This window comes from Agromyces protaetiae, from assembly GCF_004135405.1.
Lineage (GTDB): Bacteria > Actinomycetota > Actinomycetes > Actinomycetales > Microbacteriaceae > Agromyces > Agromyces protaetiae.
Genome location: NZ_CP035491.1, coordinates 3,133,476 through 3,147,164, shown reverse-complemented (window position 1 = coordinate 3,147,164; position 13,689 = coordinate 3,133,476). Strand labels below are relative to the sequence as shown.

The following is a 13,689-nucleotide window of genomic DNA, read 5'->3' as shown; positions in this document are numbered from 1 at the left end:
GACTTCACGCAATGCCGCGGGGCGGCGGCGGAGAGACGCGGGGTCAGCTCCCGATCGGGCGGAGGCGCAGACCCTGCATGCCGCCGTCGACGGCGAGGCCGATGCCCGTCGTCGAACCGGCGAGCGGCGACGCGAGGTAGGCGACGGCTTCGGCGACCTCGTCGGCCGACACGAGCCGGCCGTGCGGCTGACGCGCCTCGAGTGCGGCGCGCTCGGCCTCGGGGTCGGCGGCCGACGCGAGGAGCCGGCCGATCCACGGGGTGTCGGCCGTGCCGGGGTTCACGGCGTTGACGCGGATGCCCTCCCGGATGTGGTCGGCCGCCATCGCACGCGTGAGCGAGAGCACGGCGCCCTTGCTCGCGCTGTAGAGCGCGCGCTGGGGGAGCCCCGCGGTCGCGGCGATCGACGACGTGTTGACGATCGCGGCCGCGGGCGAGACCCGCAGGTGGGGGAGCGCGGCGCGGCTCACGCGCGCGACGCCGACGACGTTGACGTCGAGCACGCGCGCCCATTCGGCGTCGTCGTTCGCGGCGATGTCGCCCTGGGCGCCGATGCCGGCGTTGTTCACGACGATGTCGAGGCGGCCGAACGCCGCGACGACGGCGTCGACGCCCGCGCGCACGCTCGCGTCGTCGGTGATGTCGACCGCGACGGCGAGGTCGGCATCGGCGTCGTCGGGGCGGACGTCGAACACGGCGACGCGCGCGCCGCCGCGCCGCAAGCGGGCGGTGATCGCGGCGCCGAGGCCCGAGGCCCCGCCCGTGACGACGGCGACGAGGCCTTCGAATTCGGTGGTCAAGCTGTCCTCCTGAGGTTGGTGGGAGAAAGTTCCGGATGCCTCGGGCTCACGCCGAGACGTACTGCTGCCGCTGACGGCCGAGGCCGTCGATCTCGAGCTCGACGACGTCGCCGGCCGAGAGGTAGGGGAACCGGCCCGAGAGGGCGACGCCTTCGGGGGTGCCCGTGAGCACGAGGTCGCCGGGTTCCAGGGCGAGCACCTGGCTGAGCTCGAACACGATGCGGCCGATGCCGAAGATGAGGTCGCTCGTGCGCGAGTCCTGGCGGGGCTCGCCGTTCACGAAGCTGCGGAGGCGCACATCGGACGCGTCGATCTCGTCGGGCGTCGCGAGCCACGGGCCGGTCGGGCAGAACCCCGGGGAGCTCTTGCCCTTCGACCACTGGCCGCCCGAGATCTCGAGCTGGAAGGTGCGCTCCGAGAGGTCGTTGGCGGTGACGTAGCCCGCGATGTGCGCGAGCGCGTCGGCCTCGTCGGCGAGGTACGACGCGCGCTCGCCGATGACGATGCCGAGCTCGACCTCCCAGTCGGTCTTGACGCTGCCGCGGGGGATCGAGACATCGTCGTTCGGACCGACCACGGTGTTTGGGGCCTTCATGAACATGACCATCCGCTCGGGCGGGGCCGAGCCCGACTCGGCGGCGTGGGCGGCGTAGTTCATGCCGATGCAGTAGACGGCGGACGGACGCGCGATGGGCGCGCCGATGCGGAGATCTGCGGCGCCTTCGAGTTCGGGCAGTTCGCCGGCTTCGAGCGCGGCGCGCACGCGTTCGACGCCGCCGCCCGCGAGGAAGGCGCCGTCGATGTCGGCCGTCACGCCGCGCAGGTCGAGGGTGCGATCGCCGTCGAGGAGCACGGGGATCTCCGCTCCCGCGGAGCCGAGTCGGGCGAATCTCATGGGGGTCCTTTCCACGCTGAACGGTGCACGATCCGCACGTGCATCTGCCTCGAATCATCCGAGCAGTGCTGACGCGGAATCGTCATACGACCGTGATTCTCGCACAGATCGAAAGTGTTGACAGCAGAGACATCCGATGTTTATGGTGGCTTCGCACGAAAGGACGCCATGAGCACGATCGTCAGCGTTGACACCCGGGACATCCGCTTCCCCACCTCCCGATTCCTCGACGGGTCGGACGCGATGAACCCCGACCCCGACTACTCGGCCGCCTACCTCACCATCCGCACCGACGCCCCCGACGGGCTCGAAGGACACGCCTTCGTGTTCACCATCGGTCGCGGCAACGACGTGCAGGTGGCGGCGCTCGAGGCGCTCCGCGAGCATCTCGTCGGGCGCGATGTCGAAGCCCTCCTCGCCGACATGGGCGCAGGATCGAAACTCCTCACGCACGACTCGCAGCTGCGCTGGCTCGGCCCCGAGAAGGGCGTCATGCACATGGCGATCGGCGCCGCGATCAACGCGCTGTGGGACCTCCGCGCGAAGCGCGCCGGCCAGCCGCTGTGGCTGCACCTCGCGTCGCTCTCGCCCGAGGAGCTCGTCTCGCTCGTCGACTTCCGCTACCTCTCCGACGCGATCACGCCCGACGAGGCCCTTGCGATCCTGCGCGACGCCGAGCCCGGCCGCGCGGAGCGCGTCGCCCACCTCCTCGAGGTCGGCTATCCGGCGTACACGACGACGCCCGGTTGGCTCGGCTACTCCGACGAGAAGCTCGACCGCCTGTGCCGCGAGGCCGTCGCCGACGGCTTCCCGCAGATCAAGCTCAAGGTCGGCTCCGACCTCGACGACGACATCCGCCGCCTCGGGATCGCCCGCAAGGCGGTCGGCGACGGCTTCCCGGTCGCGATCGACGCCAACCAGCGATGGGATGTCTCCGACGCGATCGCGTGGGTCAAGGCCCTCGCCGAGTTCGAACCCGCCTGGATCGAGGAGCCCACGAGCCCCGACGACATCCTCGGCCACGCCGCGATCGCGCGGGGCATCGCTCCCGTCCGCGTCGCGACGGGCGAGCACGTGCAGAACCGCGTCGTCTTCAAGCAGTTGCTCCAGGCCGGCGGCATGGACGTCATGCAGATCGACGCCACTCGCGTCGGCGGCGTCAACGAGAACATCGCGAACCTGCTGCTCGCCGCGAAGTTCGGCGTGCCGGTCTGTCCGCACGCCGGTGGCGTGGGTCTTTGCGAAGCCGTGCAGCACCTGTCGATGTTCGACTACGTCGCCGTCTCGGGCACCATGGAGGGTCGAATGATCGAGTACGTCGACCACCTCCACGAGCACTTCGTGACGCCCGTCGTCATCGACCGCGGCCGTTACGTCACGCCGACCACGCCGGGCGCGGGCACCGAGATGGTCCCGGCCTCGATCGAGCAGTACACATGGCACGGCGCCCACGCCGGAGCGACCGCGTGACCGCCGCCCGCCCCGAGACGCGTGCGGCGGCCGAGGCCGTCGGCACTCGGCTCGGCCCGCTCGGGTTCGGCGCAGCGCCCATCGGCAACCTCTACCGCGAGGTGACCGATGCGGAGGCGCGCGCCGCGCTCGAGACGGCGTGGGCGGGAGGCATCCGCTACTTCGACACCGCGCCGCACTACGGGCTCGGCCTCTCCGAGCGACGGCTGGGCGCGTTCCTGCGCGAGCGGCCGCGCGACGAGTTCGTCGTCTCGACGAAGGTCGGGCGCATCCTCGAACCCAACCCCGACTTCGCGGGCGGCGACGACCTCGACCACGGCTTCGCCGTGCCGAACGACCTCGTGCGCCGCTTCGACCCGTCGGAGACGGGCGTGCGGAAGAGCCTCGAAGACTCGCTCGAGCGCCTCGGCCTCGACCGCGTCGACGTCCTCTACCTGCACGACCCCGACGCGTACGACCTCGACCGCGGGCTCGCCGAGGCGCTGCCCGCGCTCGCGAAGCTCCGCGACGAGGGCCTCGTGGCGGCGATCGGCATCGGCGTCAACGACGCCGCCGTTGCGGCTCGGGCCGTGCGCGAAGGCGACCTCGACCTCGTCATGATCGCCGGCCGGTACACGCTCCTCGAGCAGCCCGCGCTCGACGACCTCCTGCCGCTGTGCGTCGAGCGCGGCGTCGGCGTCGTCGCCGCGGCGCCCTTCAACTCGGGCCTCCTCGCACGCGACACCCCGCCCGCGGACGCCACGTACAACTACGGCGACGTGCCGGCCGACGTGCTCGCGCGCGCCCGCGAACTCGCCGACATCTGCCGCGCCGAGGGCGTCTCGCTCCCGGTCGCGGCCGTGCAGTACCCGCTCCGCCACCCTGCGGTCCGTTCGGTCGTCGCCGGCACAGCACGAGCCGACGCCGTGCGCGAGAACGTCGACCGACTGCACACGCCGATCCCCGACGGGTTCTGGGAGCGGCTCGAAGCGCAGGGGGTGATCCCGTGAGCGCCGACACGACCTTGCACGGCGTGGAGCACGTCCTCGACGCGCACCTCCACATCTGGGACCGCTCGCGCAGCGCCTACCCGTGGATCACGCCCGCCGTCGGCGTCCTCGACCGAGACGTCCTGCCCTCCGAGGCGCGCGCCGCGCTCGTCGGGTCGGGCGTCGACCGCGCGATCCTCGTGCAGGCCGACGACTCCCTCGACGACACGCGCTACCTCCTCGAGGTCGCGCACGCCGAGCCGTGGGTCGCCGGGGTCGTCGGGTGGGTTCCGCTCGACGACGAGGCCGCGGCGCGCGCCGCGCTCGACGGGTTCGCAGACGAGGGGATGCTCCGAGGCATCCGTCATCTCGTGCACGACGACCCGCGCGACGACTTCCTCGAGCTGCCCGCAGTGCGCGCGTCGCTCACGGCGGTCGCCGCCGAAGGGCTCGTCTTCGACGTGCCCGACGCGTGGCCGCGCCACCTCGGGGCGACGCGCCGGCTCGCCGAGGCGCTGCCGCAGCTCACGGTCGTCGTCGACCACCTCGGCAAGCCGCCGCTCGGGTCGGCCGACCCGGCCGAGTTCGAGGCGTGGCTCGCCGAGTTCCGTGCCGTCGCGGCGCTTCCGAACACGGTCGCGAAGTTCTCGGGGCTGCACTTGCCGGGGGTGGCGTTCCACGAGGCGAGCGTCGGAGCCCTGCTCGAGCTCGCCCTCGACGCGTTCGGCGCCGACCGGCTCATGTACGGCGGCGACTGGCCGATGTCGCTCGGGCACGGCGGCTACGCGCCGACGTGGGCGGTGATGCGCGCGGCGCTCGACGGGCTCGCGCCCGATGAGTGCGCGGCGATCCTCCATGACACTGCCGAGCGCGTGTATCTCAACGCAGATATCAGACCAATTCACCCGATTTCGGACGATTCGAGTCGTAACCATCTTGAAACCTCAGGAAACATCCGATGAGTAGTACACTCGACCCGACATCTCAAGGAAGAGAGACCCACGTGCTGAGCGGCATCCATCCGATCCTCACCGGCGACCTGCTCGCCGCGCTGGACCGGCTCGGCCACGGCGACGAACTCGTCGTCGCCGACGCGAACTTCCCGGCCCACCGGTCGGGCGTGACCGTCGTCGAGATCCCCGGGCATCCGTCGCCCGACGTCGTCGAGGCGATCCGCACCGTCGTCCCCGTCGACGCCTACGAAGACGAGGCCGTGCTGCTCATGGGCATCGCCGCGCGGCCTGACGGGAGCGAGGCCACGGGCGCCCGCGACGTGCAGTTGGACCTGCGCGCGGCCGCCGCGGCCGCCCCCGACCGCGTCGGCACCCTCGAGCGCTTCGCCTTCTACGACCGGGCGGCGCGAGCCGGGCTCGTCGTCCGCACGGGGGAGCAGCGCCCCTACGGCAACCTCATCCTCCGCAAGGGCGTCGTCGCCCCGTACACCGGGAGGGCTGCCGCATGAGCGACCACGAGACATCCGCCACGACCACTCCGCTCCTCGAACTCGAGGGCGTCAGCAAGGGCTTCCCCGGTGTTCAGGCGCTCGACGACGTGCGACTCGACCTGCGCCACGGCGAAGTGCTCGCCCTCGTCGGCGAGAACGGCGCCGGCAAGTCGACCCTCATGAAGCTCCTCGCGGGCATCTACACGCCCGACTCGGGCACGTTCCGCATCAACGGCCGCGAGCTCGTGCTCGACGGCCCGCGGAACGCGCAGGAGCAGGGCATCAGCATCATCCACCAGGAGTTCAACCTCATGCCCGACCTCACGGTCGCGCAGAACATCTTCATCGGGCGCGAACAGCGCCAGGGCGGGCTCTTCCTCAACGACCGCGCGCTCAACCGCAGGGCACAGGAGCTGTTCGACCGGCTCGGCCTCGCGCTCGACCCCGCCGAATGCGTCGAGCACCTCACGGTCGCGCGCCAGCAGATGGTCGAGATCGCGAAGGCGCTCTCCTTCGACGCGAAGGTGCTCATCATGGACGAGCCGACCGCGGCGCTCAACGACGCCGAGGTCGACGTGCTCTTCCAGCTCATCGAGCGCTTCCGCTCGCCCGAGACGGGCGTCATCTACATCTCGCACCGCATGGAGGAGCTCTCGCGCATCTCCGACCGCATCACGGTGCTCCGCGACGGCAAGTACATCGACACTCTGACGACCGCCGACACGACCCAGCGCGAGGTCATCTCGCTCATGGTCGGCCGCCAGATCTCGGGCGAGGCGAGGCCCGCCGCGATCCGCGACGACGCCCCCGTGGTGCTGTCGGTGCGCGGACTCACGACGAAGGCACTGCTTCGGGATGTCTCGTTCGACGTCCGTGCCGGCGAGATCCTCGGGTTCGCGGGACTCATGGGCGCCGGCCGAACCGAAGTCGCCCGTGCGATCGTCGGCGCCGACAAGCTCCAGTCGGGCACGATCGAGTTCCAGGGCAAGGAGGTGCAGATCCAGAGCCCCGCCGAAGCGGCGAAGCTCGGCATCGGCTACCTCTCCGAAGACCGCAAGCAGCTCGGCGTCCTCCTCGAGCGGAGCGTCCGCGAGAACATCGTCCTCTCCTCGCTCACCGAGTACATCGGCGCGCTCGGCTGGGTGAAAGACCGCAAGATCGAGCAGACCGGCCGCGAGTACGTCGACAAGCTCCGCATCAAGACGCCCTCGACCGCACAGCTCGTCCGCAACCTCTCGGGCGGCAACCAGCAGAAGGTCGTCATCGCCAAGTGGCTCGCGAAGGACTGCGACGTCCTCATCTTCGACGAGCCGACGCGCGGCATCGACGTCGGCGCGAAGGAGGAGATCTACCTGCTCCTGCGCGACCTCGCCGACGAGGGCAAGGCGATCGTCATGATCTCCTCCGAACTGCCCGAGGTGCTGCGGCTCTCCGACCGCATCGCCGTCATGGCCGAGGGCCGGCTCACCGCCGTGCTCGACAACGCCGACGCCACCCAAGAGAACCTCATGGACTACGCCACCCGCTTCAGCGCCGAAGGAACGATCGCACGATGACCCCCACCACCGCACCGAAGTCGACCACGACGCCGGCACCCGCCGGGGCGACGCCGTCGACGACCGCCTTCCAGTCGATCGAGGCCGGCAAGCCCCGCTTCGCCCGGCTCCGCGGGTCGCTCCAGCAGCTCCTCGCCGCTGCGAGCCTCGTCGTCATCGTCGTGTTCTTCTCGATCGCGAACGAGCACTTCTTCACGGCCAACAACCTCGTCTCGATCCTCACGGCTGCGACCGTGACGGGCATCCTCGCCCTCGGCACGACGTTCGTCATCATCACGGGCGGCATCGACCTCTCGATCGGCACCGGAATGGTGCTGTGCGGCGTCATGGCCGGTGTCTTCCTCACCTACTGGGGCTGGCCGCTCTGGGCAGGCGTCCTCGCGACCGTCCTCTTCGGCGGACTTATCGGCCTCATCAACGGCACGAACATCTCGATCCTCGGCATCCCGCCGTTCATCGCGACGCTTGGCATGATGCTCATCGCCTCGGGCCTCTCGCTCGTCATCTCGGGCACGAAGCCGATCTACTTCAACGACACCCCGAGTTCCAGCAGATCATGAACCTGTCGATCATCCCCGGGATCCGCTTCCCGCTCGGCGTGCTGATCTTCATCGTGCTCATCGTCGTCGCGGCCCTCCTCCTCTCCAAGACGATCGTCGGCCGCTACACCTTCTCGATCGGCTCGAACGAGGCCGCGACCGCGCTCTCGGGCGTCAACGTCCGCCGCTGGAAGATCATCATCTACACCCTCGCGGGCCTCTTCGTCGGCGTCGCGGGCGTGCTCTCCGCCTCGCGCCTCTCATCGGCGCAGCCGACGGGCGGCATGGGCCTCGAACTCGAAGCCATCGCGGCCGTCGTCATCGGCGGCACGTCGCTCCAGGGCGGCAAGGGCTCGATCATCGGCACCGTCATCGGCGCGCTCATCATGGCGGTGCTCACCAACGGCCTCCGCATCATCGCGGTTCCCCAGGAATGGCAGTCCGTCGCCGTCGGCGTCGTCATCCTCATCGCCGTCTACCTCGACATGCTCCGCCGCCGGCGGGGCTGACGAGGCCGACCGGGATCCGAGGCCTCCCGCCGACGCAGGCGTCGACTCGAGGCATCCGGAACCCGACGTCCTCACCCACCCAACCCGACCCACAACCGCACCAGCACCACCGCTCCAAACCCCAGGCACCACCCGCACCATCGGCACCACCCCCGCACCACCACCTGCACTGCACGACCGCATTGCACCACCACCGCACCACACACAAGGGAGTGACCATGTTCAAGAAGCGTTCGATCGGGGTCGTCGCCGGCCTCGCGGCCGCAGCCCTCATGCTCGCCGGTTGCGCGAGCGCCGGCGGCGACCCCGCTTCGGGAGGCGGCGACGACGGCGGCAAGCCGTACATCGCGCTCATCTCGAAGGGCTTCCAGCACCAGTTCTGGCAGGCCGTCAAGGCAGGCGCCGAGCAGGCCGCCGAGGAGTTCGACGTCGAGATCACCTTCGAAGGCCCCGACACCGAAGCCGACGTCGACCAGCAGATCCAGATGCTGCAGACGGCCCTCGACAAGAGCCCGTCGGCGATCGGCTTCGCAGCCCTCGACAGCCAGGCCGCAGGCCCTCTCCTGCAGCAGGCGAAGGACTCGAACATCCCCGTCATCGCGTTCGACTCGGGCGTCGACAGCGACATCCCGCTCACCACCGCATCGACCGACAACCTCGCCGCCGCCGCTGAAGCGGCCAAGCACATGGTCGAGGCGATCGGCGGCGAGGGCAAGGTCGCGATCGTCGCGCACGACCAGACCTCGGTCACGGGCGTGCAGCGCCGCGACGGCTTCGTCGACTACATCGAGAAGAACGCACCGAACGTCGAGATCGTCGACATCCAGTACGGCGGCGGCGACCAGGCGAAGTCGGCCGACCTCGCGAAGGCCATCATCGCGGCGAACCCCGACCTCAAGGGCATCTACGGCACCAACGAGGGCTCGGCGATCGGCGTCGTGCAGGCCGTCAAGGAGCTCGCGATCGACCCCGCGAACCTCGCGGTCGTCGGCTTCGACTCGGGCAAGGCCCAGATGGACGCCATCCGCGACGGCCTCATGCTCGGCGCGATCACGCAGAACCCCGTCGGCATCGGCTACGAGACCGTGAAGGCCGCCGTTCAGGCGATCAACGGCGAGACCCTGCCGAAGACGATCGACACGGGCTTCTACTGGTACGACAAGTCGAACATCGACGACGACAAGATCCAGGCCGTCCTCTACGAGTGATCCGCATCACTCGCTGATCTGATCTGGACAGGCGGGGCGTCGGCTGCGGCCGGCGCCCCGCCTTCGCGCACCCAGGCTGCACTTCGCCGAGCTCAGTTTGCGCCTCGTGGATCTCAGCGGCGCCTGGCAGAGCACGGCGGTCCCTCGCGACTTCAGGAGATCGCACGCAGTTCAGGAGTATCTGCTTCGAACCATCCTGAATGGCGTGCGATTTCCTGAATCGGAGGGGCTGGCGGATGTCTCAGGGTGCGCGGATGCCCCGGGGTGCGCGGATGCCCCGGGGTGCGCGGATGCCCCGGGGTGCGCGGATGCCTCGGGGCGACCCCGCTCGTGGGTGGGTCAGAGCGCGCTGCGCAGCCACTGCTCGACACCGCTCACGTGGACGACCGTGAGCGCGTGCGCGAGGTCGGCGTCGCCCGCGGCGATCGCGTCGAGGATCTGGTGGTGTTCGGCGAGCGTGCGGTCGACGGCGACCTCTTGCGTGATGCCGCGCCAGATGCGCGCGCGCACGGTGTGGCTCGAGAGCGAATCGATGAGGCTCGCGAGGTACGCGTTGCCGGTCGATTCGGCGATGCCGCGGTGGAACTCGAGGTCGTGGGCGACGAGGCTCTCGACATCGGCGGCGCGGTCGACGCTCTCGACGACCTCGCGGAGATGTTCGAGGTCGTCGGGGCCGGCGTGACGGGCTGCGAGGGCGGAGGCGTGCGCCTCGAGGACGCGTCGCACGGCGAGGATCTCGAGCACGGATTGGTCGTCGTGCAGATCGACGACGAACGACATCGCCTCGAGGAGGAGTCTCGGTTCGAGGCTTGTGACATAGGTGCCGTCGCCGCGGCGCACGTCGAGCACGCGGATGACCTCGAGCGCCTTGACGGCTTCGCGGAGCGACGAACGCGAGAGGCCGAGTCGTTCGCTCAGCTCTTTCTCGGGCGGGAGTCGATCGCCGGGCGCGAGGGCGCCCTGGATGATCATCTCTTTGATCTTGAGGATCGCCTCGTCGGTGACGGCCATGGGTGCATCGTACTCCCGATCGGCCGAGACATCAGATGTCTTCCACAGGGGAACCCGGCGGATTCTCGGTCGTCTTCTCGGGCGCTCCGTCGGCGGCGGCGCGCCACAGGTGCATGGACGCATAGCTGCGCCACGGCGCCCATGCGGCACCCTCGCGCTCGAGCGCTCGAGCATCGGACGGAAGCCCGAGCGCTTCGGCGCCGTTGCGGAGCGCGAGATCGCTCACGAGCAGCACATCGGGCGCCCGTGTGATGCGCATTGCGAGGTAGCCGGCCGTCCACGGTCCGATGCCCGGGACGGCGAGCAGGTCGGTCTGGAGCTCGCGACGCTCGCGCTCGGGGGCGACCACGAGGGCGCCCGACACGAGACGTTCTGCGACGTCGACGATCGTGCGGATGCGGGCAGCAGGGCCGCGAAGCACGCGAGCACCGTCGGCGGCGATCGCGGCGGCGGTCGGGAAGAGGAGCGATGGCGACGGCGGAGAGGCGGATGCCCCGGAACCGGTCGAATCGACGGCACCCGTCTCGGCAGCCGCCGCGAACTCGACCCGCTCGCCGAGCTCGGCGGCGAGCCGCGTGAGCGCCGTGCGCGCCGAGGCGACCGAGATCTGCTGCCCGATGAGCGCCCGGAACACGAGTTCGTGCGCGTCGAGTGCGCCCGGCATGCGCATCCCGCGCACGGCCGCCACCGAAGGGGCGAGTCGCGGGTCGGACGCGAGCGCCTCGTCGATCGCGACGGCATCGGCGTCGAGGTCGAACAGGCGCCGTACGCGGGCGACGAGCGGCGGCAGGTCGGCGAGTGACGCGAGCCGTGCTTCGATGTCGATCGCGGCGTCGCCCGGGATGTGCTCGAACGAGACGAGGCCGGCACCGGAGGGGAGGCGCAGCGTGCGGGTGTACCGCTCGACGCCCGCCTCGGCGACCTCGACTCCGTCGAGCGCACGCGCAGCGAGCCAGGCGAACACCCCCGCCGCGTCGAACGGCTCCCGCGCGGGGAGGCGGAGCCGTACGACGCCAGGGTGGCCGGCGCCCGCGCCGATCTCGGCGGTCGAGCCGTCGCCGGGTCGCCGTTCGCCGGGGTCGCCGAATTCGACGACGACGCCCGCAGGCCCGCGCAGCGAGGCATCCGGAATGCTGCGCTCCGACTCCGAACCCGAACCCGCCCCCGCTCGCCCGCCGCGCACGCGCGCCGCCGCGCGCACCTCGAGCGGGCTCCGCTCGTAGACCGCGCGGATGGTGTCGTTGAACTGCCGCACGCTGCCGAACCCCGACGCGAACGCGACGTCGGACGCGGGGAGGTCGGTGGATGTCAGCAGGCTGCGCGCGACCTGCGCGCGGTGCGCGCGCGCGAGCGCGAGCGGGCCGGCGCCGAGTTCGGCGGTGAGCACGCGCGTGAGGTGGCGGGGCGTGTAGCCGAGGCGGGCGGCGAGCCCCGGCACTCCCTCGCGCTCGACGACGCCGTCGCCGATGAGCCGCATGGCGCGCGCGGCGAGGTCGTCGCGGAGATCCCACTCGGGGGAGCCGGGAACGGCGTCGGGCAGGCACCGCTTGCACGCGCGGAGCCCCGCCTCGTGGGCGGCGGCGGCAGTGAGGTAGAACGAGACGTTCTCGGGCTTCGGCGACACCGCGGGGCAGCTCGGGCGGCAGTAGATGCCCGTCGAGTGCACGCCCGTGATGAACTGCCCGTCGAACCGCGCGTCGCGCGCCTGCATGGCGCGATACCGCTCGGCGAACACGTGGTCGGCGAGCGGGCCCGGCCCCGAGGCATCCGTCTTCATGCCTCCACCCTCGCACGGGCCGCCGACATCCGATGGCGGAAATCGGACATCACTCGGCGAACTAGGCTGGACGCATGCCCTACGACGTGCTCGGCCGGCTCCGCGAGGAGCTCGGCGACCAGCTGACGACCGACCCCGCGGCCCTCGACGCGACGCGCGACGACCGCTCCGGCCTCCGCAGCCCCGCGACTCCGCTCGCGCTCGTGCGCGCGCGCTCGGTCGAGGCCGTGCAGGCGACCCTCCGCATCGCGACCGCGACGGGCACCCCCGTCGTGCCGCGCGGCGCGGGCACGGGGCTCGCGGGCGGCGCCGTCGCGAGCGAGGGCGCGATCGTCCTGGATGTCTCGGGCATGCGCCGCATCCTCGAGATCGACGAGGCGAACGAACTGGCCGTCGTCGAGCCCGGTGTGATCAACGCCGACCTCGACGATGCGCTCGCCCCGCTCGGACTCTGGTACTCGCCCGACCCCGCGAGCCGCGCGATCTCCTCGATCGGCGGCAACATCGCGACGAACGCCGGCGGCCTCCTGTGCGCGAAGTACGGCGTCACCCGCGAGGCCGTGCTGGGGCTCGCGGTCGTCCTCGCCGACGGGCGGCTCGTCCGCACCGGCCATCGCACCGTCAAGGGCGTCACGGGCTACGACCTCACAGCGCTCCTCACGGGCAGCGAGGGCACGCTCGGCGTCATCGTCGAGGCGACCGTGCGCGTCCGCCCGCGCCGCACCGGCGACCCCGTGACCGTCGCTGCCGCCTTCCCCGACGTCGAGGCCGCGGCCGTCGCGTGCGCGGGCGTCACGGCGGCACGCATCCGGCCGGCGCTCCTCGAGCTCGTCGACCCGCTCGGTCTCGCGCGCGTCGCCGAGTTCCTCGGCGCCGACGCGCTCACGGGCACGCCCCTCGAGACCGTCGCCCCGGGCGAGACCTTCCTCATCGCGCAGGCCGACGGGAGCGATGCCGTCGCCGAGGGCCTCGCGATCGCCGAAGTGTTCGCGTCGGCGGGCGGCCGGGTCACGACGTCGACGGATGCCGCGACGGGGGAGCGCCTCCTCGAGATCCGCCGGGCGATGCATCCGGCCCTCGCGTCGCGCGGTCAGGTGCTCATCGAAGACGTCGCGGTGCCGCGTTCGCGGCTTCCCGAGATGTTCCGGGCGATCGAAGAGATCGGTCGCAGGCGCGGCGTCGAGATCCCGACCCTCGCGCACGCGGGCGACGGCAACCTGCACCCGAACTTCGTGTTCGAGGGCGACGAGGTGCCCGCCGAGGTGTGGGCCGCGGCCGACGACCTCTTCCGGGCCGCGGTCGCGCTCGGCGGCACGCTCACGGGCGAGCACGGGGTCGGCATCCTCAAGCGCCGCTGGCTCCGAGACGAGCTCGGCGACGATCAGTTCGAGCTGCAGCGGGCGATCAAGGCCGTCTTCGATCCCGCCGGCATCTTGAACCCCGGGGTCATGTTCGAGCAGCTGTCCACACCAGCCGCTGAGAACGCCCAGGCGGCGTCCGCTCCCCGCTAGGC

The 13,689-nt window shown here is 71.1% G+C and carries 13 protein-coding genes; 9 read left to right on the top strand and 4 right to left on the bottom strand.

Annotated features, from left to right (window positions below):
- Positions 1 to 43: 43 nt before the first annotated feature.
- Positions 44 to 799, bottom strand: a complete 756-nt coding sequence (locus ET445_RS14680) for an SDR family NAD(P)-dependent oxidoreductase (protein WP_129191933.1) — start codon at positions 797 to 799, stop codon at positions 44 to 46.
- Positions 800 to 845: 46 nt separating this feature from the next.
- The gene (locus ET445_RS14675) at positions 846 to 1,694 is read right to left on the bottom strand and encodes a fumarylacetoacetate hydrolase family protein (RefSeq protein WP_129191932.1); all 849 of its coding nucleotides are present in this window, start codon (positions 1,692 to 1,694) and stop codon (positions 846 to 848) included.
- Positions 1,695 to 1,862: 168 nt separating this feature from the next.
- Here ET445_RS14675 and ET445_RS14670 point away from each other — a divergent pair, with 168 nt between their 5' ends.
- The 8 genes from ET445_RS14670 (at position 1,863) to ET445_RS14640 (ending at position 9,388) form a co-directional block, all read left to right on the top strand.
- The gene (locus tag ET445_RS14670) at positions 1,863 to 3,164 is read left to right on the top strand and encodes an L-fuconate dehydratase (protein WP_129191931.1); all 1,302 of its coding nucleotides are present in this window, start codon (positions 1,863 to 1,865) and stop codon (positions 3,162 to 3,164) included.
- Positions 3,161 to 4,153, top strand: a complete 993-nt coding sequence (locus ET445_RS14665; protein ID WP_243695221.1) for an aldo/keto reductase — start codon at positions 3,161 to 3,163, stop codon at positions 4,151 to 4,153. Before ET445_RS14670 ends, ET445_RS14665 begins: the two co-directional genes overlap by 4 nt.
- Entirely contained in the window at positions 4,150 to 5,094 is a 945-nt protein-coding gene (locus ET445_RS14660) for an amidohydrolase family protein (RefSeq protein WP_208008429.1), read from the top strand. The genes ET445_RS14665 and ET445_RS14660 overlap by 4 nt, the downstream gene beginning before the upstream one ends.
- Positions 5,091 to 5,594 carry an RbsD/FucU family protein gene (locus ET445_RS14655; RefSeq protein ID WP_243695220.1) on the top strand — a complete coding sequence of 168 codons (504 nt, stop codon included), beginning with the start codon at positions 5,091 to 5,093 and terminating at the stop codon, positions 5,592 to 5,594. The genes ET445_RS14660 and ET445_RS14655 overlap by 4 nt, the downstream gene beginning before the upstream one ends.
- Positions 5,591 to 7,132 carry a sugar ABC transporter ATP-binding protein gene (locus ET445_RS14650; protein WP_129191929.1) on the top strand — a complete coding sequence of 514 codons (1,542 nt, stop codon included), beginning with the start codon at positions 5,591 to 5,593 and terminating at the stop codon, positions 7,130 to 7,132. Before ET445_RS14655 ends, ET445_RS14650 begins: the two co-directional genes overlap by 4 nt.
- Positions 7,129 to 7,692, top strand: a complete 564-nt coding sequence (locus ET445_RS18320; RefSeq protein ID WP_279433479.1) for an ABC transporter permease — start codon at positions 7,129 to 7,131, stop codon at positions 7,690 to 7,692. The genes ET445_RS14650 and ET445_RS18320 overlap by 4 nt, the downstream gene beginning before the upstream one ends.
- Entirely contained in the window at positions 7,689 to 8,180 is a 492-nt protein-coding gene (locus ET445_RS18315; protein ID WP_279433478.1) for an ABC transporter permease, read from the top strand. Before ET445_RS18320 ends, ET445_RS18315 begins: the two co-directional genes overlap by 4 nt.
- Positions 8,181 to 8,398: 218 nt before the next feature.
- On the top strand, positions 8,399 to 9,388 hold the full coding sequence (locus tag ET445_RS14640; protein ID WP_129191928.1) for an ABC transporter substrate-binding protein: 990 nt from the start codon (positions 8,399 to 8,401) through the stop codon (positions 9,386 to 9,388).
- Between the two features lie 339 nt (positions 9,389 to 9,727).
- Here the strand turns inward: ET445_RS14640 and ET445_RS14635 are convergent, their stop codons facing one another.
- On the bottom strand, positions 9,728 to 10,399 hold the full coding sequence (locus ET445_RS14635) for a FadR/GntR family transcriptional regulator (protein WP_129191927.1): 672 nt from the start codon (positions 10,397 to 10,399) through the stop codon (positions 9,728 to 9,730).
- Positions 10,400 to 10,430: 31 nt separating this feature from the next.
- The gene (locus ET445_RS14630) at positions 10,431 to 12,176 is read right to left on the bottom strand and encodes a DNA-3-methyladenine glycosylase 2 family protein (RefSeq protein ID WP_129191926.1); all 1,746 of its coding nucleotides are present in this window, start codon (positions 12,174 to 12,176) and stop codon (positions 10,431 to 10,433) included.
- 74 nt (positions 12,177 to 12,250) lie between these two features.
- Here ET445_RS14630 and ET445_RS14625 point away from each other — a divergent pair, with 74 nt between their 5' ends.
- Entirely contained in the window at positions 12,251 to 13,687 is a 1,437-nt protein-coding gene (locus ET445_RS14625) for an FAD-binding oxidoreductase (protein ID WP_129191925.1), read from the top strand.
- Positions 13,688 to 13,689 lie beyond the last annotated feature (2 nt).

Coding starts and splice junctions, on each gene's coding strand:
- ET445_RS14675 (WP_129191932.1), bottom strand. CDS start 1,694: ATGAGATTCGCCCGACTCGGCTCCGCGGGAGCGGAGATCCCCGTGCTC.
- ET445_RS14670 (WP_129191931.1), top strand. CDS start 1,863: ATGAGCACGATCGTCAGCGTTGACACCCGGGACATCCGCTTCCCCACC.
- ET445_RS14655 (WP_243695220.1), top strand. CDS start 5,091: ATGAGTAGTACACTCGACCCGACATCTCAAGGAAGAGAGACCCACGTG.
- ET445_RS14650 (WP_129191929.1), top strand. CDS start 5,591: ATGAGCGACCACGAGACATCCGCCACGACCACTCCGCTCCTCGAACTC.
- ET445_RS18320 (WP_279433479.1), top strand. CDS start 7,129: ATGACCCCCACCACCGCACCGAAGTCGACCACGACGCCGGCACCCGCC.
- ET445_RS18315 (WP_279433478.1), top strand. CDS start 7,689: ATGAACCTGTCGATCATCCCCGGGATCCGCTTCCCGCTCGGCGTGCTG.
- ET445_RS14640 (WP_129191928.1), top strand. CDS start 8,399: ATGTTCAAGAAGCGTTCGATCGGGGTCGTCGCCGGCCTCGCGGCCGCA.
- ET445_RS14635 (WP_129191927.1), bottom strand. CDS start 10,399: ATGGCCGTCACCGACGAGGCGATCCTCAAGATCAAAGAGATGATCATC.
- ET445_RS14630 (WP_129191926.1), bottom strand. CDS start 12,176: ATGAAGACGGATGCCTCGGGGCCGGGCCCGCTCGCCGACCACGTGTTC.
- ET445_RS14625 (WP_129191925.1), top strand. CDS start 12,251: ATGCCCTACGACGTGCTCGGCCGGCTCCGCGAGGAGCTCGGCGACCAG.